Origin of the sequence: Noviluteimonas caseinilytica (genome assembly GCF_018406605.1) — a bacterium.
Classification (GTDB): domain Bacteria; phylum Pseudomonadota; class Gammaproteobacteria; order Xanthomonadales; family Xanthomonadaceae; genus Noviluteimonas; species Noviluteimonas caseinilytica.
Genome location: NZ_AP024545.1, coordinates 2,426,542 through 2,444,694 on the forward strand (window position 1 = coordinate 2,426,542; position 18,153 = coordinate 2,444,694).

The 18,153-nt window shown below is 66.5% G+C and carries 18 protein-coding genes and 1 tRNA gene; 15 read left to right on the forward strand and 4 right to left on the reverse strand.

Translation table 11 applies throughout. From position 1 onward, the window contains the following. Positions 1–29: 29 nt before the first annotated feature. Both LYSCAS_RS11780 and uvrA read right to left on the reverse strand, forming a co-directional pair. Positions 30–437, reverse strand: a complete 408-nt coding sequence (locus LYSCAS_RS11780; RefSeq protein ID WP_213434230.1) for an acyl-CoA thioesterase — start codon at positions 435–437, stop codon at positions 30–32. After that, positions 434–3,436 (reverse strand): excinuclease ABC subunit UvrA, encoded by a 3,003-nt coding sequence (gene uvrA, locus LYSCAS_RS11785; RefSeq protein WP_213434231.1) that lies wholly within the window; start codon positions 3,434–3,436, stop codon positions 434–436. Before uvrA ends, LYSCAS_RS11780 begins: the two co-directional genes overlap by 4 nt. Before the next feature lie 273 nt (positions 3,437–3,709). On the opposite strand from uvrA, the gene rplU reads away from it, so the two are divergent. The 3 genes from rplU to obgE all read left to right on the forward strand — a co-directional run bounded on the left by rplU (position 3,710) and on the right by obgE (position 5,449). Then, positions 3,710–4,030, forward strand: coding sequence for a 50S ribosomal protein L21 (gene rplU, locus LYSCAS_RS11790; RefSeq protein ID WP_213434232.1), 321 nt, complete (start codon positions 3,710–3,712; stop codon positions 4,028–4,030). Between the two features lie 12 nt (positions 4,031–4,042). Next, positions 4,043–4,297, forward strand: a complete 255-nt coding sequence (gene rpmA, locus LYSCAS_RS11795; RefSeq protein WP_213434233.1) for a 50S ribosomal protein L27 — start codon at positions 4,043–4,045, stop codon at positions 4,295–4,297. Positions 4,298–4,387: 90 nt separating this feature from the next. After that, positions 4,388–5,449 carry a GTPase ObgE gene (gene obgE / locus LYSCAS_RS11800; RefSeq protein WP_213434234.1) on the forward strand — a complete coding sequence of 354 codons (1,062 nt, stop codon included), beginning with the start codon at positions 4,388–4,390 and terminating at the stop codon, positions 5,447–5,449. A 64-nt stretch (positions 5,450–5,513) separates the two neighbouring features. Here obgE and rpsT read toward each other — a convergent pair whose 3' ends face one another. Further along, positions 5,514–5,783: a 30S ribosomal protein S20 gene (rpsT, locus tag LYSCAS_RS11805; RefSeq protein WP_036166639.1), complete on the reverse strand. Its 270-nt coding sequence runs from the start codon at positions 5,781–5,783 to the stop codon at positions 5,514–5,516. Between the two features lie 158 nt (positions 5,784–5,941). On the opposite strand from rpsT, the gene murJ reads away from it, so the two are divergent. The 10 genes from murJ to LYSCAS_RS11855 all read left to right on the forward strand — a co-directional run bounded on the left by murJ (position 5,942) and on the right by LYSCAS_RS11855 (position 15,897). Beyond that, the gene (gene murJ, locus LYSCAS_RS11810; RefSeq protein ID WP_213437808.1) at positions 5,942–7,534 is read left to right on the forward strand and encodes a murein biosynthesis integral membrane protein MurJ; all 1,593 of its coding nucleotides are present in this window, start codon (positions 5,942–5,944) and stop codon (positions 7,532–7,534) included. Between the two features lie 18 nt (positions 7,535–7,552). Continuing rightward, positions 7,553–8,503: a bifunctional riboflavin kinase/FAD synthetase gene (locus LYSCAS_RS11815; protein ID WP_213434235.1), complete on the forward strand. Its 951-nt coding sequence runs from the start codon at positions 7,553–7,555 to the stop codon at positions 8,501–8,503. Then, positions 8,500–11,340 carry an isoleucine--tRNA ligase gene (gene ileS, locus LYSCAS_RS11820; protein ID WP_213434236.1) on the forward strand — a complete coding sequence of 947 codons (2,841 nt, stop codon included), beginning with the start codon at positions 8,500–8,502 and terminating at the stop codon, positions 11,338–11,340. The genes LYSCAS_RS11815 and ileS overlap by 4 nt, the downstream gene beginning before the upstream one ends. Next, positions 11,340–11,837 carry a signal peptidase II gene (gene lspA / locus LYSCAS_RS11825; protein WP_213434237.1) on the forward strand — a complete coding sequence of 166 codons (498 nt, stop codon included), beginning with the start codon at positions 11,340–11,342 and terminating at the stop codon, positions 11,835–11,837. Before ileS ends, lspA begins: the two co-directional genes overlap by 1 nt. A gap of 11 nt (positions 11,838–11,848) precedes the next feature. Continuing rightward, on the forward strand, positions 11,849–12,799 hold the full coding sequence (ispH, locus tag LYSCAS_RS11830; protein WP_213434238.1) for a 4-hydroxy-3-methylbut-2-enyl diphosphate reductase: 951 nt from the start codon (positions 11,849–11,851) through the stop codon (positions 12,797–12,799). Between the two features lie 36 nt (positions 12,800–12,835). After that, positions 12,836–12,911 (forward strand) — tRNA-Thr (locus LYSCAS_RS11835). A 159-nt stretch (positions 12,912–13,070) separates the two neighbouring features. Beyond that, positions 13,071–13,931 (forward strand): DUF429 domain-containing protein, encoded by an 861-nt coding sequence (locus LYSCAS_RS11840; protein ID WP_213434239.1) that lies wholly within the window; start codon positions 13,071–13,073, stop codon positions 13,929–13,931. Positions 13,932–14,125: 194 nt separating this feature from the next. Beyond that, on the forward strand, positions 14,126–14,464 hold the full coding sequence (locus LYSCAS_RS11845; RefSeq protein ID WP_213434240.1) for a hypothetical protein: 339 nt from the start codon (positions 14,126–14,128) through the stop codon (positions 14,462–14,464). 520 nt (positions 14,465–14,984) lie between these two features. Next, positions 14,985–15,401 (forward strand): DUF7336 domain-containing protein, encoded by a 417-nt coding sequence (locus tag LYSCAS_RS11850; protein WP_213434241.1) that lies wholly within the window; start codon positions 14,985–14,987, stop codon positions 15,399–15,401. A 163-nt stretch (positions 15,402–15,564) separates the two neighbouring features. Continuing rightward, on the forward strand, positions 15,565–15,897 hold the full coding sequence (locus LYSCAS_RS11855) for a PsiF family protein (RefSeq protein ID WP_244858534.1): 333 nt from the start codon (positions 15,565–15,567) through the stop codon (positions 15,895–15,897). A 54-nt stretch (positions 15,898–15,951) separates the two neighbouring features. Here LYSCAS_RS11855 and LYSCAS_RS11860 read toward each other — a convergent pair whose 3' ends face one another. After that, complete coding sequence (locus tag LYSCAS_RS11860) at positions 15,952–16,806, reverse strand: DUF3667 domain-containing protein (protein ID WP_213434242.1); 855 nt, start codon at positions 16,804–16,806, stop codon at positions 15,952–15,954. A 52-nt stretch (positions 16,807–16,858) separates the two neighbouring features. Between LYSCAS_RS11860 and LYSCAS_RS11865 the strand changes: the two genes are divergently transcribed. Both LYSCAS_RS11865 and LYSCAS_RS11870 read left to right on the forward strand, forming a co-directional pair. Beyond that, positions 16,859–17,380, forward strand: a complete 522-nt coding sequence (locus LYSCAS_RS11865; protein ID WP_213434243.1) for an arsinothricin resistance N-acetyltransferase ArsN1 family B — start codon at positions 16,859–16,861, stop codon at positions 17,378–17,380. Positions 17,381–17,428: 48 nt separating this feature from the next. Next, positions 17,429–17,866, forward strand: a complete 438-nt coding sequence (locus LYSCAS_RS11870) for a low molecular weight protein-tyrosine-phosphatase (protein ID WP_213434244.1) — start codon at positions 17,429–17,431, stop codon at positions 17,864–17,866. Positions 17,867–18,153: the final 287 nt, after the last annotated feature.

Below are 18,153 nucleotides of genomic sequence, written 5' to 3' on the forward strand. Positions count from 1 at the left end.
CCCCGACGGTGTCGGGGGAGGAGCAAAAACTAGCTCGCCATCTCCCGCACGGCATCCGGCAACGGAATCGGGCGGCCGCTCGCGCGTTCGATCCACACCATCACCACGTGGCCGTCGGCGTACAGCGTCTTGCCGTCCTCCGACACGATGCGATGGCCCAGCGTCGCGCTGGTGTTGCCCACGCGATCGGCATACAGCTCGACGACCACGTTCGCCGGATACGGGATCGGCATCTTGTAGTTCATCTGCACCGCAGCCAGCAGCGGTGCCATCGTGTCATCCATCCATGCGCGGTCGAGCGATTCGAACCAGCGGATGCGCGCCTCTTCCAGGTAGGTCATGAAGTTGGCGTTGTTGACGTGGTTGAACGCGTCCAGGTCGCGCCAGCGCAACGCCATCGGCATGCGGAACAGCAGCTTGTGCGGCGTGTCCGTCATGCGGCGGACTTCCGCTTCGGGGCCTTCTTCGCGGCGGCCTTGGCGGCCTTTGCCGCAGCGGCGTCGGCCTTCTTCGTCGCCAGCTTTTCGGCCTTCGTCGGCGGACGCGGCGCGTCCGGACGCGGCGACGGTGCGGGTTTCGTCGGCTTCGCTTCCGTGCCGAGCACCTTGCGCAGGAACTGGCCCGTGTGCGAATGCGCAACACCCGCGACGTCTTCCGGCGTACCGGTCGCGATGATCGAACCACCGCGATGGCCGCCCTCCGGCCCGAGGTCGATCACCCAGTCCGCCGTCTTGATGACGTCGAGGTTGTGTTCGATCACCACGATCGTGTTGCCGTCGTCGCGCAGCTTGTGCAGCACGGCGAGCAGGTGCTCGATGTCGTGGAAGTGCAGGCCGGTGGTGGGCTCGTCGAGGATGTAGAGCGTGCGGCCGGTGTCGCGGCGCGAGAGTTCCTTCGACAGCTTGACGCGCTGTGCTTCGCCGCCCGACAACGTGGTGGCGGGCTGGCCGAGCTTGACGTAGCTCAGGCCCACGTCCATCAGCGTTTCGAGCTTGCGCGAAATCGTGGGCACCGGTTCGAACAGCGACAGCGCGTCTTCCACCGTCATTTCCAGCACGTCGTGGATGCTGTAGCCCTTGTAGAGGATCTCCAGCGTCTCGCGGTTGTAGCGCTTGCCGTGGCAGACGTCGCAGGGCACGTACACGTCGGGCAGGAAGTGCATCTCGACCTTGATCAGGCCGTCGCCCTGGCACGCTTCGCAACGGCCGCCGCGCACGTTGAAGCTGAAACGCCCCGGCGAGTAACCGCGCGAGCGCGATTCCGGCACCGACGCGAACAACTCGCGCAGCGGCGTGAACAGGCCCGTGTACGTCGCGGGATTGGAACGCGGCGTGCGGCCGATCGGCGACTGGTCGATGTCGACGACCTTGTCGAACAGATCGATGCCGTGCACTTCGCGATGCGCCGACGGCTTGTGCGACGCGCCGTTGATCTCGTTGGCGGCCAGCGCGTACAGCGTGTCGTTGATCAGCGTCGACTTGCCGGAGCCGGACACGCCGGTGATCGCGGTGAACAAGCCGGCGGGGATCTCGAGATCCACGTTCTTCAGGTTGTGGCCGCTCGCACCGAGCAGCTTCAGCATCATCTTCTTGTTGGGCTTGTGGCGCACCGCGGGGATCTCGATGCGCTTCTTGCCGCTCATGTACGCACCGGTGAGCGAGCGCGGCGCCTTCAGCACGTCGGCGAACGTGCCCTGCGCGACGATCTCGCCGCCATGCACGCCCGCGCCGGGGCCGATGTCCACGATGTGGTCGGCCAGGCGGATCGCATCCTCGTCGTGCTCGACGACGATGACGGTGTTGCCCAGGTCGCGCAGGCGCGTGAGCGTGCCGAGCAGGCGTTCGTTGTCGCGCTGGTGCAGGCCGATCGAGGGTTCGTCGAGCACGTACATCACGCCGACCAGGCCGGCGCCGATCTGCGACGCCAGGCGGATGCGCTGGGCTTCGCCGCCCGACAACGTATCGGCCTTGCGTTCGAGCGTGAGGTAATCCAGGCCCACGTCGACGAGGAAGCGCAGGCGTTCGCCGATTTCCTTGACGATCTTGACCGCGATCTCGCCGCGCCAGCCCGGCAGCTGCATGTGGCTGAAGAACGCGACGGCTTCGTCGATCGGCATCACCACGATGTCCGACAACGGGCGATCGGCGACGAACACGTTGCGCGCGGAGCGATTGAGGCGCGCACCACCGCAATCCACGCACGGGCGCTCGCTGATGTACTTCGCCAGTTCCTCGCGCACGGCGGCGCTTTCGGTTTCCTGGTAACGGCGCTCGAGGTTGGGCAGGATGCCTTCGAACTTGTGCTTGCGCTGCGTGCGCCCGCCCGCGTCCGTGAGGTAGGTGAAGGTGATCACCTGGCTGCCGCTGCCGTGCAGGACGGCGTTGCGTTGTTCGTCGGTGAGTTCCTGCCACGCGCTGTCGACGTTGAAGCCGTAGTGGCGCGCGAGCGAGGCGATCAGCTGGAAGTAGTAGACGTTGCGGCGGTCCCACCCGCGCACCGCGCCCGCCGCGAGCGAGAGCTCCGGGTGCACGACCACGCGCGAAGGATCGAAGAACTGGCTCACGCCCAGGCCATCGCACGTGGGGCACGCGCCGACCGGGGAGTTGAAGGAGAACAGGCGCGGTTCCAGCTCCGGCAGCGAGTAGTCGCACACCGGGCAGCTGTACTTCGAGGAGAACAGCAGCGGATCGAGCTTGTCGTCGTCGAGCGACTGCACGATCGCCATGCCGTCGCCGAGCTTCAGCGAGGTCTCGAAGGATTCGGCGAGGCGCTGCTTGAGGTCGTCGCGCACCTTGAAGCGGTCGATGACGGCTTCGATCGTGTGCTTCTGGCGCAGCGCGAGCGGCGGCACGGCGTCGATCTCGTGCAGCACGCCATCCACGCGCACGCGCACGAAACCCTGCGCACGCAATTGCTCGAACACCTGCGCGTGCTCGCCCTTGCGCTCGCGGATCACGGGCGCGAGCAGCATCCAGCGCTGCTCGGCGGTCTTCGGGTCGTTGGCCAGGGCCAGGACCTGGTCGACCATCTGGCTGATCGTCTGCGCTTCCAGCGGGAAGCCGTGGTCCGGGCAGCGCGGGGTGCCCACGCGCGCGTACAGCAGGCGCAGGTAGTCGTAGATCTCGGTGATCGTGCCCACGGTGGACCGCGGGTTGTGCGAGGTGGCCTTCTGCTCGATCGCGATCGCCGGGCTCAGGCCCTCGATGTGGTCGACGTCCGGCTTCTCCATCACGCTGAGGAACTGGCGCGCGTAGGCCGACAGGGACTCCACGTACCGGCGCTGGCCCTCGGCGTAGATGGTGTCGAACGCCAGCGACGACTTGCCCGACCCGGACAGGCCGGTGATCACGATCAGCTTGTCCCTGGGCAGGTCGATGTCCAGGTTCTTGAGGTTGTGCGTCCGCGCGCCGCGGATGCGGATGAAGTCCATCGCCATCGAGTGTCGGGATCCGTGGGGTGGGTGCGTGGGGGCGGGCGGCCCGGGGAACAGGGGAGCCTAGCGAGGAGGGGAGGTGGGGGCAAATCCCCGCAAACCCAGTCTGGGCGCGGCCGGTCGCAGGGGCTGCGACCTGAAGCAGTCAGGTGGGCGGATCGGGGCCGGATCGGGCCCCCGGGGTTGTTCCAAGCGACTGATTCCCCTAGAATCCCGCGGCTGTCCGCCCTCGAAGGCGGTCAGAGCGACCACAATAACTACAGAGGAAGTCTGGTCATGTACGCAGTACTGGTCACCGGCGGTAAGCAATACCGCGTGATGAAGGGCGAGACGCTGCGCGTCGAACTGCTCGACATCGAAGCCGGCAAGGAGATCACGTTCGACAACGTGCTCATGCTGGGCGACGGCGAAGGCGTCAAGCTCGGCGACGCGCTCAAGGGCGCCAGCGTCACCGCCACCGTCAAGGGGCACGGCCGCGCCGACAAGGTGCGCATCGTGAAGTTCCGCCGCCGCAAGCACCATCGCAAGCAGATGGGCCACCGGCAGCATTACACCGAAATCGAGATCACCGGCATCGCCGGTGGCGACAAGAAGTAAGGAGCAGCAGCCATGGCACATAAAAAGGGCGTAGGTTCCTCGCGCAACGGCCGCGACTCCAACCCGAAGTTCCTGGGCGTGAAGCTGTACGGCGGCCAGGCCGTCGACGCGGGCAACATCATCGTTCGCCAGCGCGGCACGCAGTTCCACCCGGGCATGGGCGTCGGCCTCGGCCGCGACCACACCCTGTTCGCGCTGATAGACGGCAAGGTCGAGTTCTCGACCAAGGGCCCGAAGAAGCGCCGCACCGTCAGCGTCGTCGCGTAAATTTGACGACCCGGTGTGCGACGAACCCCGCTCCGGCGGGGTTCTTCGTTTTGATCCCCCGCAGTACGCAGCGCCAACCGAAGTAACGCCATGAAACTCTTCGACGAAGCAGAAATCACCGTGACCGCCGGCAATGGCGGCAACGGCTCCATCAGTTTCCGGCGCGAGAAGTTCATCCCGCTCGGCGGCCCCGATGGCGGCGACGGCGGCGACGGCGGCAACGTCTGGATCCAGGCGGACGAAAACCTCAACACGCTCGTCGACTTCCGCCACCAGAAGCACTTCAAGGCCCAGCGCGGCGAGAACGGCATGGGCAGCCAGATGTACGGCAAGGGCGGCACGGACCACACGATCACCGTGCCCGTGGGCACCGTCGTGCACAACGTCGACACCGACGAAATCATCGGCGACCTGGTCGCGCACGGCGATCGCCTGCTCGTCGCGCACGGCGGCAAGGGCGGCCTCGGCAACATGCATTTCAAGAGCTCGATCAATCGTTCGCCGCGGCGCGCCACGCCGGGCGGCGAGGGCGAGTCGCGCACGTTGAAGCTCGAGCTGAAACTGCTCGCCGACGTGGGCCTGCTCGGCTTCCCCAACGCGGGCAAGAGCACCTTCATCCGCGCGGTGTCGGCCGCGACGCCGAAGGTCGCGGACTATCCGTTCACCACGCTGTATCCCAACCTCGGCGTCGTCAGCGTCGAGCCGGGCCGCAGCTTCGTCATCGCCGACATCCCGGGCCTGATCGAAGGCGCGGCCGACGGCGCGGGCCTGGGTGCGCAGTTCCTGCGCCACGTGCAGCGCACGCGCCTGCTGCTGCACCTCGTCGACCTCGCCCCGATGGAAGGCGGCGTGGAAGCCTCGCCGGCCGAACAGGTACGCGCCATCGAACACGAGCTGCGCAAGTACGACCCGGGCATGCTCGAGAAGCCGCGCTGGCTGGTGCTCAACAAGGCCGACCTGCTGTTCGAGGACGAGGCGCGCGAGCGCGCCGAGGAAGTCGTGCGCGAACTCGGTTGGACCCAGCCCTGGTACCTGGTCTCCGCCATCGGCCGCGAGAACACCTGGCCGATCGCGCTGTCCGTGCAGGCGTTCTTCGATCGCCTCAAGGAAGACGAGGCCGAGCGCGCCGCGCAGGATGCCCCGCGTGTTTGATTCGCGGGCAACAAAAAACCCGGCCGAGGCCGGGTTCTTCGTGACGGCGGCTGCGGCGCCTGGATCAGGCGGCCTGCAGGGCCTTGATGCGCGCCGTGAGGCGGCTCTTGTGGCGGGCGGCCTTGTTCTTGTGGATCAGGCCACGGCTGCTGAAGCGATCGAGGATCGGCTGGGCGACGACGAACGCGGCCTGGGCGGCAGCGGCATCGTTGGCGTCGAGGGCCTTGAGCACTTTCTTGACGGCGGTGCGGAGCATCGAGCGCTGGGCGGCATTGCGGGCGTTGCGCACGACGGTCTGCTTGGCGCGCTTCTTTGCGGACTTGATATTGGCCACGACTGGAATCCTGGGGTGCAGATGTTGGAATTAGGGGTGTCGACGGGGGCGCTGAAGAGCTGGGCCGGCCCGACGAAGCGCGGAAGTATGGGCGGATCAGGTACTTGCGTCAACCCGCCGGGGGATTTCCGATGACGGCCGCTGCCCACAAGCCCCGGATGATGCGGGGCCTGCTGTCCTTCGGCAGCATGACGATGGTCAGCCGGGTGTTCGGCCTGGTGCGGGACGTGGCCATCACGCACGTCTTCGGCGCCAATGCGGGCACCGACGCCTTCTGGGTGGCCTTCCGCATCCCGAACTTCATGCGGCGGCTGTTCGCCGAGGGGTCGTTCTCCACGGCGTTCGTCCCGGTGTTCACCGAGATCAAGGAGAAGCGGACCCACGCGGAGTTGAAGGAACTGGTCTCCCGCACGGCGGGCACCCTGGGCGCCGTCCTGCTGCTGATCGTCGCGCTGGGGATGATCTTCGCGCCCCAGGTCGCCACGCTGTTCTCGGGCGGGGAGGCGCGGGACCCGGACAAGTTCACCCTCACCGTCGAGCTGCTGCGCCTCACGTTCCCGTTCCTGCTGTTCGTTTCGCTCACCGCGCTCGCGGGCGGGGCGCTCAACAGCTTCCACAAGTTCGCGATGCCGGCGCTGACGCCGGTGATCCTCAACCTGTGCATGATCGCCGGCGCCCTGTGGCTGTCGCCGAAGCTCGAGGTGCCGATCCTCGCGCTGGGCTGGGCGGTGTTCTTCGCGGGCATCCTGCAGTTGCTGTTCCAGTTGCCGCAGCTGGCGAAGCTGGACCTGCTGGCGCTGCCGAAGTGGGGCGGCTCGCATCCGGACGTGCGCAAGGTCATGCGCCTGATGGTGCCGACGCTGTTCGGTTCGTCGATCGCGCAGATCAATTTGTTGCTCGATACGGTGATCGCCGCGCTGCTGGTCGCCGGTTCGCAGACCTGGCTCTCGCAGGCCGATCGCTTCCTCGAACTGCCCCTGGGCGTGTTCGGCGTCGCGCTGGGCACCGTGATCCTGCCCTCGCTCGCGCGCCACCACATCAACACCGACCGCGCCGGCTTCTCCAATGCGCTCGACTGGGGCCTGCGCATCACGCTGATGATCGCGATGCCCGCGATGATCGGCCTGATGCTGCTCGCGATCCCGCTGGTCTCCACATTGTTCCAGCACGGCGCGTTCACCAGCTTCGACACGCGCATGGCGGCACTGTCGGTGTTCGGCCTGAGCTTCGGCCTGCCGGCCTTCGCGCTGGTGAAGGTGGTGCTGCCGGCGTTCTACGCGCGCCAGGACACCAAGACCCCGATGCGCGCCGGCGTGGCCTCGCTGATCGCCAACATGGTGTTCAACGGCCTGTTCCTCGCGATCCTCTACGTGCTGTGGGTGCCGGCGGAATTGCAGCAGGGCCCGATCCTGGTCGCGCTGGCCAAGCAGCCGGGCCTGCATTTCGCGCTGGGCCTGGCGAGCGCGGTGGCGAGTTACCTCAACCTGGCGCTGCTGTGGCGCTGGCTGCGGAAAGCGGGCGTGTACGAGCGGCGGCCGGGGTGGGGCGGATTCACGCTGCGCCTGCTGGTGGCCTGCAGCACGATGACCTGCGCGCTGCTGATCGGCCTGCATTTCGCGCCCGATTTCACGGCGGTGGCGTTCTGGACGCGCGTGGGCTGGCTCACCGCGCTGGTCGCGGCCGGGGTCGCGGCCTATGCGATGGCGTGGATCGCGCTGGGCTTCCGCCTGGCCGATCTGCGCGAGCACTGACCTATACTCCCGCGTTCCATGAGCAGGCTGTTCCGTGACGTCGAAGGCGGGCCCTTGTGCCCCCAAGGCAGCGTGGTCTGCATCGGCGCCTTCGACGGACTGCACCTCGGTCATCGCGCGCTGGTGCGCCGCGCGGTCGAGCGTGCGCGCGCCATCGGCGTGCCCGCGGTCGCGTTGAGTTTCGAACCGCTGCCGCGCGAATTCTTCCAGCCCGCCGATCCGCCGCCGCGCCTCACGCTGCCCCGCGCGAAATTCGAAGGCCTGCGCGACGCGGGCGTCGATGTCGTGGGCTTGCTGCGCTTCAACGCGCGCCTGGCCTCGATGGACGCCGAGCGCTTTGTGCGCGAGGTGCTGGTGCAACGCCTCGGCGCGCGCGAAATCTGGATCGGTCCCGATTTCCGCTTCGGCAAGGGCCGCACCGGCGATCTCGCCTTGCTGCAGCGCCTCGGGGCTGAACTCGGGTTCATCGCCGACACGATCCCGCAGGTGATGGTCGACGGCGAACGCGTCTCCAGCACGCGCATCCGCGGCGCGCTGCAGACCGGCGACTTCGACACCGCCGCGCGCTTCCTCGGCCGTCGCTATGCGATCGCCGGCCGCGTCGTGCGCGGCAAGCAGCTCGGGCGCACGCTCGGCTATCCCACCGCCAACCTGCGCTACGGCGGCAAGCGCCCGCCGCTGCAGGGCATCTACGCGGTGCGGGTGCATGGCGATGGCTTGAATGCGCACGCCTCCGTCGCCAGTTTCGGCACTCGGCCGACGGTGGAAGGCATCGAGCCTTTGCTCGAAGCGCACCTGTTCGACTTCGACGGCGACCTGTACGGTCGCCGCATCGCCGTGGAGTTCGTGGCGCACCTGCGCGACGAGCTCACCTTCGCGGACCTGCCTTCGCTCGTCGTCCAGATGGATCGCGACGCGGCGCAGGCGCGCGACGTCCTCTCCCATTCCCCGCACCAGGCATTCGCGTGACCACCGATTACAAGGCCACCATCCATTTGCCCGCGACGGACTTCCCGATGCGCGGCGACCTGCCCAAGCGCGAACCCGTCGCGCTCGCGCGCTGGGAAAGCGAGGGCCTGTACGCGCGCATCCGCGAACACGCCGCCGGCCGTCCCCTGTTCGTGCTGCACGACGGCCCGCCGTACGCCAACGGCGCGATCCACATCGGGCACGCGGTCAACAAGGTGCTCAAGGACATGGTGGTGAAGTCGAAGCTGCTGTCCGGCTTCGATGCGCCCTACGTGCCCGGCTGGGATTGCCACGGCCTGCCGATCGAACTCGTGGTCGAGAAGAAGTTCGGCAAGGTCGGCGACAAGCTCGACGCCGCCGCCTTCCGCGCGAAGTGCCGCGAATACGCCGGCGAGCAGATCGACGGCCAGCGTCGCGACTTCAAGCGCCTGGGCGTGGTCGGTCTCTGGGATCGTCCGTACCAGACCATGGATTTCCGCTACGAAGCGGACATGCTGCGCGCGCTGGCGAAGATCATCGAACGCGGGCACCTCGCGCGCGGCGTGAAGCCCGTGCACTGGTGCTTCGATTGCGGCTCGGCGCTCGCCGAGGCGGAGATCGAATACCAGGACAAGACCTCGCCTGCGATCGACGTCGCGTATCGCGCGCGGCAGCCGCAGGCGCTTGCTTCGGCGTTCGGCGTTGCGGTGCCGGAAGGCGTCGACGTCGCCGTGCCGATCTGGACCACCACGCCGTGGACGCTGCCCGCCAGCCTCGCGGTCACGCTGGGCCCGGAACTGGATTACGTGCTGGTCGAAGGCCCCGCGCGCGACGGCAATCGCCTGTGGCTGGTGCTCGCCGAAGCGCTCGCGGAGAAAGCGCTCGCGCGTTACGGCGTCACCGATTACGTCGTGCATGCGCGTGCGCAGGGCGTGGAGCTCGAAGGCCAGCGCCTGCAGCATCCGTTCTACGACCGCGAGATCCCGCTGATCCTCGGCGACCACGTGTCCGCCGAAGACGGCACCGGCGCCGTGCACACCGCGCCGGGCCACGGCCAGGAAGACTTCGCGGTCGGCCTGCGCTATGGCCTGACCGACAACTACACCGCCGCGCAGATGAATCCCGTCGACGGCCGCGGCGTGTACCTGCCGTCCACGCCGCCCGCGGGCGACGTCGTGCTGGCGGGCATGCACATCTGGAAAGCGAACGACGCGATCGTCGACGTGCTGCGCGACAACCGTGCGCTGCTCGCCTTCGCCAAGCTCGTGCACAGCTATCCGCATTGCTGGCGCCACAAGACGCCGGTGGCGTTCCGCGCCACGCCGCAGTGGTTCATCTCGATGGAACAGGCCGGCCTGCGCCGCGACGCGCTCAATGCGATCGGCAAGGTCGAATGGTTCCCGGGCTGGGGCGAAGCGCGCATCTTCGCGATGGTGGAAGGCCGCCCCGACTGGTGCATCTCGCGCCAGCGCACGTGGGGCGTGCCGATCGCGTTGTTCGTCGATCGCGAAACGGGCGAGCCGCATCCGGATTCGCCGGCGCTGATGCGCCAGGTGGCCGAGCGCGTCGAACGCGACGGCGTGGATGCCTGGTATTCGCTCGACGCGAAGGAACTGCTGGGCGCCACCGCGCACAAGTACGACAAGATCGTCGACATCCTGGACGTGTGGCTGGACTCGGGCGTGAGCCACGAGTGCGTGCTCGCGCAGCGTCCGGAAGACCAGCTGCGCAAGCCGGCCGACCTGTACCTCGAAGGCTCCGACCAGCATCGCGGCTGGTTCCAGTCGTCGCTGCTCACGGGCATCGCGATGGATGGCCACGCGCCGTATCGCCAGGTGCTCACGCACGGCTTCACGGTCGACCAGAACGGCCGGAAGATGTCGAAGTCGCTCGGCAACACGATCGAGCCGCAGAAGGTCATCGACCAGATGGGCGCCGACGTGCTGCGCCTGTGGATCGCCTCCACCGACTACAGCAACGAAATCGCCGTGTCGGACGAGATCCTCAAGCGCACCGGCGACGTGTACCGCCGCATCCGCAACACCGCGCGCTTCCTGCTCGGCAACCTGCATGGCTTCGATCCGGCGCGCGACCTGCAGCCGCTCGAGGACATGGTGGCGCTGGATCGCTGGATCGTGCACCGCGCGCATGCGCTGCAACTCAAGCTCATCGCCGCGTACGCGCGCTACGACTTCGCGGAGATCGTGCAGGCGCTCGGCAACTTCTGCAGCGTGGACCTTGGTGCGTTGTACCTCGACGTCACCAAGGACCGCCTGTACACGCTGCGCGAGGATTCGCCCGCGCGGCGTTCGGCGCAGTCCGCGATGTACCGCATCAGCGAAGCGTTCGTGCGCTGGATCGCGCCGATCCTGTCGTTCACCGCCGACGAGATGTGGGCGCACGTGCCGGGCAAGCGGGAAGGGCACGTGCTCTTCGCCACCTGGTACGAAGGCCTCGCGCCGTTGCCCGACGACGCCCCGTTGTCGGTCGACGACATGGACCGCCTGCTCGCGCTGCGCGACGACATCGCCAAGGTGCTCGAACCCATGCGCGCCGCCGGCGACATCGGCGCCGCGCTGGAAGCGGAGATCGGCCTGCGCTGCGGTGTCACGCAGCAGAACTGGCTCGCGCCCTTCGTCGACGAACTGCGCTTCCTGCTGATCAGCGGCGACGTGCAGCTCATCGCCGACGACGCCGCGAAGGACATCGCCATCACCGCCACGCGCACCGACAAGCCCAAGTGCGTGCGCTGCTGGCAGCACCGCGGCGACATCGGCAGCGTGGCCGCGCATCCCGAACTGTGTGGCCGCTGCGTCTCCAACGTGGATGGCCCGGGCGAAACGAGGAAGTTCTTCTGATGCAGCAACGTCCCAACGCACTGCCGTGGCTGCTGGTCTCCGCCGCGGTGATCGGCCTCGACCAGCTGTCGAAGGCCTGGGTGCTCGCGCGCCTGCCCGAATACCAGGCCGTGCCCGTCATCGACGGGTTCTGGAACTGGTACCGCAGCTACAACACCGGCGCCGCCTTCAGTTTCCTGAGCGAGGCGGGCGGCTGGCAGAAGTGGGTGTTCACCGCGCTGGCGTTCGGCGTGAGCGCGCTGCTGGCGTTCTGGCTCTCGCGCACCCCGCGCCACGACTGGCGCACGGCGCTGCCGTTCGCGCTGGTGATCGGCGGGGCGGTGGGCAACGTGATCGACCGCCTCCGCCACGGCCACGTGGTCGATTTCATCCAGTGGTATTGGCGCGACCACGCGTGGCCGGCCTTCAACATCGCCGACTCGGCGATCGTCTGCGGCGCCATCGGGATCGCCCTGTTCGGCCTGCTGCACGGCAAGAAGGCGGGGAACGCGCGATAATCGCGCCCGCCATGGACATCCTGCTCGCCAACCCGCGCGGTTTCTGCGCCGGCGTCGACCGCGCCATCGAGATCGTCAAACGCGCGCTCGAAACGCTGGGCGCGCCGATCTACGTGCGGCACGAAGTCGTGCACAACCGCTTCGTGGTCGACGACCTCAAGCATCGCGGCGCCGTGTTCGTCGAGGAACTGGACGAAGTGCCGGACAACGCGACGGTGATCTTCTCCGCGCATGGCGTGTCGCAGGCGGTGCGCCAGGAAGCCACGCGCCGCGGGCTGAAGGTGTTCGACGCCACGTGCCCGCTGGTGACCAAGGTGCACCTGGAAGTCGCGCGCCAATGCCGCGCCGGCCGCGACATGGTGCTGATCGGCCACGCCGGGCACCCGGAAGTGGAAGGCACGATGGGGCAGTGGAACGCGCAGGCCGGCACCGGGCGCATCTACCTCATCGAAAGCATCGACGACGTCGCGCGCCTGCACATCGGCCAGCCCGAGCATTGCTCGTACACCACGCAGACCACGCTGTCGGTGGACGACACGCGCACCATCATCGACGCCCTGCGCACGCGTTTCCCGCACATCCAGGGCCCGAAGAACGACGACATCTGCTACGCCACGCAGAACCGCCAGGACGCCGTGCGCGAACTCACGCGCGAATGCGACCTCGTGCTGGTCGTCGGTTCGCCCAACAGCTCCAATTCCAACCGCCTGCGCGAACTCGCCGAGCGCGAGGGCGTGGAAGCGCACCTGATCGACGGCGCGAGCGAGATCGACCCGCGCTGGGTCGCGGGCCGCAAGCACATCGGCGTGACGGCGGGCGCCAGCGCGCCGGACGTCCTGGTCCGCGGCGTGATCGAACGCCTGCGCGAACTGGGCGCCGGTGGCGTCCGCGAGCTGTCCGGCGAACCCGAGGACATGGTGTTCGCGCTGCCGAAGGAGCTGCGGGTCACGCTGGTCGATTGACCCGGCCACCCCCGCGCCCCTAGAATTCACGCCCTCGCCGGAATAGCTCAGTTGGTAGAGCGGCGCATTCGTAATGCGTAGGTCGTAGGTTCGATTCCTATTTCCGGCACCAGTAGAAACAAGGGCTTGCAGGGCACCACCTTGCAGGCCCTTTTTCTTTTTGCGCGCTGGGGTCCATGTACCCATCCCCTGAATTGGGTAGCGGTAAGCCCCCCTGCGTTGATGCATTGTGAGTGGCAAGCCGGGAATAGTCCGCAGCAATACATCTGAAATGACGACACTGCTGGTTGGTTTCGATTCGGCCTGGACCCCAGGGAAGCGCGGAGCGATCGTCGCCGCCATCCAAAACGATGATGGCGCGTTTCAGGTTCTTGGCGATCCGCAAATCGCAAACTTCCGGGAAGCTGAAGATGCAATTCGCAAGTGGCAGGCCGAACACGCCCCGGTCTCCACCGTCATCCTGCTCGACCAGCCGACGATCGTGAACAACAGCGCAGGCCAACGCCCTGTCGAAAACATCGTTTCTTCCTGCGTGAGTCTTCGGTATGGGGGCATGCAGCCGGCCAACACGGCACGAGCAGACATGTTTGGCGAAGGCGCGCCGGTATGGGCCTTCATCAATCAGTTCGGCGGCGCAGGCGACCCGTTGACTCCCCGACCCGATGGCGCCGTTGTCTTTGAAACCTACCCGGTCCTGGCGCTGATCGCGCTTGGCTGGCTTCGGGAGGATGCGCGTCGTGCGGGGCGCCTTCCCAAGTACAACCCGGAGCGCAGAAAGACGTTTTCGTTGGACGATTGGCAATTCCTTTGCCGCGAGGCGTCCGCTGCATTTAGAAAATTGAGTCTTGGTGGCATAGCTCGCTGGATGGATGAGGCGCGGGACAAGGATCGCCCGCACAAGACCGACCAGGACAAGTTGGATGCCTGCCTTTGCCTGCTCGTTGCGCTGCACATGGCTGAGGGGAGGGAGTGCCTGATGGTTGGTGACCAGAAAACCGGCTACATCGTCGTGCCGCATTGTCCCGACCTCCAGATCGAAGTCGAAACGCGATGCACCGTCACCGACAGAATGGCGTCCGAGTGGGTGCGCACATTCACGCTCGCCTTGGTGACAAGGGCAAAGCGCGAGTAGCACCAGTTGGAACAGGGGCTTGCAAGGCACCATCTTGCAGGCCCTTTTTCCTTTTCGCGCCTGGGGGCTGGCGGGGGAGGCCACTCCGTAATCACCTTGCTGTCCGCTTTCGACCCAGGGGGATATTCGGCGAGCCTAAGTGCTGAGCGTCTGCTCGGCTTGTGAGTCGGACCCTGCCTGCATAAGCTCGCGGCGTGAGCCAACTCGACAACATTCCGCCCCACCTTCAGAAGCGATCAATCTCCAAGGGGGAGATCGTGCTTCCCCTCGCCGATGCATTGGAAGCAATCAACTACTTAGAGTCGCAATCGACTCTGATCCTGGGCTGGGAGGGCTGGGTAAAGGCGCCTGACGGTCGCGTTGGGCATGGCAGCGCTGGCTACTTGAATACCTTCACCGAACACCTTTCGGTTGCTGAGGCTGCCGCGGACGCGCGCAAGTCGATCCAAGCTGGCGCGTTGGACTGGCAAGAAAAACACGGTGGTGGCGCCGATGCTTTGCACTTCTGCATAACTGTGAGGTCGCCTAGGTAACGGGACTGGCGAGCACCCGCTTTTGGCCGAATGCTGCCGTTGGTCACTCGGAGACTGCTTCCCCGCACGCCGCCATGAAGAAGTCGTAGCACGCACCGCACCACGTCACGTTCCAACTCCTCGTCCACAACGCTTGAGAGGTGACCCTCCATGAGCTCACGCCGCGAATCGTTTCGAATCGCCTTCGTTCTTGCTGCCTTTGGCCTCATGAGTCTCTGCAGCATGCTCGCTCGCCCGTCCCTCGCCACCATCCGGGCGGTGGATTTCGTGCATCTCATCGGGACTGGCATGTGTCTTGGCGCCGCGCTCGTTGCATTTGCCTGGGCGCGTTCACGGTAGGTCGATCTGCGCAGCAGTGTCCGCTCCTGGCATTGGCGGACTCCTGGGAATTGTTACTCTGACCCTGTTCTTCCGTCGGCTCGAATCTCAATGTGGCGCTTCGATCAAACTCCATATTCTGCAGCGCTCGTTTCCAAGTCAGTCGTGTATGACGGACACCCCATCCTTTTCGTAACACACGATGACGACGATCATGGCTGGCAATTCCTGGACGGCGCGGACCCGCCGTCGGACGTTGTGGTCGTCGAAATGTGTCTTCCCGTCGAAATGGACCCAACGCTTCTGGACTTGGCCGACCTTGCTCCTGGCTGGTGCGCTTGGCGGGACAGCATTGACGTTCCTTGGACTCGTGAGCCACTGCGCGAGGAGATCGCATTTGAACACCCGGAATGAAAACACGGTCTATTTGTTGTCACATGCAAATCCCGGGAAGTTGCAGGACGACGAAAAGATTCTTGGCGTGTTTTCCTCAGCCGAGAAAGCCAACCAGGCAATCGCTGGTTACCTGCTGTTGCCAGGGTTCCGGGAGCAACAGGATGGCTTTCATGTGGATGCGTACGTAGTTGATCAACAAGAATGGAGCGAAGGATTCGGCTAGGACGCAACAATGCGTACGACTGGATGTCCCCGTTTGCCCGGGCTTCGCTGGATTAAAAAAACTTAATCCACATTTGCCGTTACTTCGATCGCGGCAGGACTAACGTGTGGCCGCCCGACGCGCCAGGCATCCCGCCTGTGCATGCGCGTCCATCGGAGGTCCCATGAACATTCGACTTGGCTTGCTCGCATTGATGCTCACGGTTTCCACGTCGGCCTTCGCGGCCACGCCCGCCGGCCAGGCGGCGGCGACACAATCTGCCGCCACCAAGGCACCCACCGCCCAGCAACAGAAGATGGCCAGCTGCTCGGCGGCCAACAAGGGCAAGACGGGCGAGGCGTACAAGGCCGCGCAAAGCGCCTGCCTCAAGGCCCAGCCCGCCGCGGCGCCGGCGAAGATGTCCTCGCAGGAGCGCATGGCGAAGTGCTCCGCGCAGAACAAGGGCAAGAAGGGCGCCGAGTACAAGGCCGCGCAGAGCGCTTGCCTGAAGAGCTGATGCCGCTCCAGCAATTCGCAGGAGGCCCGCGCAAGCGGGCCTTCCGTTGTCCGCTCACGTCGTCGAGTAGACCGTGATCACGAACAGCAACCATCGATAGCCGAGCACGATCACGCCCACCGCCAGCGTCAGCAACACGCTCGCCAGCAAGCGCCTTCCGCCCAGGATCCCGTACACCGGCCCCAGCGCCGCGCGCATGTGCAGCAGGCACGCGACGATGCACACCGTCGTCAACACGTTGTCCAGCATCGCCGAACGCAATCCCGCGCCGCCACGCAACGCATCCGCATCGGCGAACAAGGTCGCGAACGAAAACACGACCAGCAGGAACGCCCACGAATGCAGCGAAAACGTCGCGTGCGTGATGAAGGGCAATCGCCGCCGCCGGAACATCGCGGCCAGCAGCAGCGCGAACGGGATGGCCATCAGGAACACCAGCGACTTCGCGTTGCGCTCCACCGCGCGATCGAACACCGGCGCGTATTCGGCCACCGTGCGATGCGACGGTGCGAGCCGGTGCGCCACCACGTCCTGCGCCCACGGCGCCCAGTCCTGCTGGTGCAGGTGCGATTCGAGCTTCGCGCCGAACACGTTGGCCGCCGAGAACGACTGGATCGCGAAGAACACGACGTTCGCCAGGATGAAGACCTGCAACGGCGCGATGAAGGGTTTGCGGCGCCCGGTGAGGTAGGCGACGGTCAATGCGCCGGGGCGGCGGAACAAGGTCCATGCGGTGCGCAGCACGCGGCCATCGACGCTGGTGAGCGCATGCGCCACGCGATCGAACAGGCTGCGCATCGCCAGGTCGCGGCGTTCCAGCCGGCGCTCCCCGCAGCACGCGCAGAACGCCGTGTCGACGCGGCCCCCGCAGGTGGGGCAGGTCCACGCCGACGGTGCGGGGGTCTCCATGCGGGCAGGGTGGGCTTCGAACCCGGGCGATGCAACCGCTAGACTCGGCCCGATGCGCTCCCTCGCCACGCTCCGCGACGCCACCCGCACCGATGCGCCCGCCCTCGCGACGATCTACAACCACTACATCGCCTCGACGTGCGTGACGTTCGAAACCGCGCCGGTCAGCGCCGACGACATGGCCGCGCGCATCGCCGACACGCAGGCGCTGCCGTTGCCGTGGCTCGTCGCGGAAGGCGAGGGCGGGGTGGTCGGCTATGCGTACGCCACGCGTTGGCGCGCACGCCACGCGTATCGCTTCGCCGCCGAGTCCACGGTGTACCTCGCGCCCGAGCAGATGGGCCGCGGCCTGGGTACGGCGCTCTACACCGCACTCGTGCACCGCCTGCGCGCGCATTCGCTGCACACGGTCATCGGCGGCATCGCGTTGCCGAACGCGGCGAGCATCGCGCTGCACGAGCGCCTCGGCTTCCGCAAGGTGGCCCACTTCGAACAGGTGGGCTTCAAGCACGATCGCTGGATCGACGTGGGCTACTGGCAACTGCAACTGGAGCCGGCACCGGCACCGGCGTGACGCGCGCGTGAGCAAGCGTGCATGCCGGCGGGTGTTTACACTCGCGCCATGATCGAACGCATCCTGATCGTCTGCGTCGGCAACATCTGCCGAAGCCCCATGGCCGAAATCGTCCTGCGCCACCACCTCGGCGGCGGCGACCACGTGCGCGTCGAATCGGCGGGCCTCGCCGCGCTGGTCGGCAATCCCATCGATCCGCTCGCGCAACGCGTGCTCGAAGCCAACGGCCTGTCGGGCACCGAACACGTCGCGCGCCAGGTCACCGCGGCGATGATCGGCACCGCCGACCTCGTGCTGGCCATGCAGAAGCGGCACCTGGACGCCATCCACGCGATTTCCCCGCAGGCGCGCGGCAAGACGTTCCTCATGGGGCGGTGGAGCGGGAACACCGAAGTCTCCGATCCCTACGGCAAGACGCAGCCGGTGTTCGAAGCCTCGTACCGCGACATCGACCGCATGGCGCACGATTGGCGCATGCACCTGTAGGGCCAATGCAGGATCGATGCCAACGCGTGGCGCGCGTTGCGTCGCGCACGGTCGGCAACGACGCATCCCCGGAGGAAACGCAGTCCGACAAGCCCAGCGGCCACGCCGACGAAAGGCAACGGTCCCTGTACGAAGGGTTCACGAAATCCGCGTTTTAACGGGATTTCTTCATCTTTCCATCAACTCCCTCTCAATAGCCTCTCCCGAACCTGCACCACCGACACATTCGTGAACACGAAGCGGTGGTGCCGGAAAGGGGTTCCGCATGTACGCGGCGCCTGGTGTCC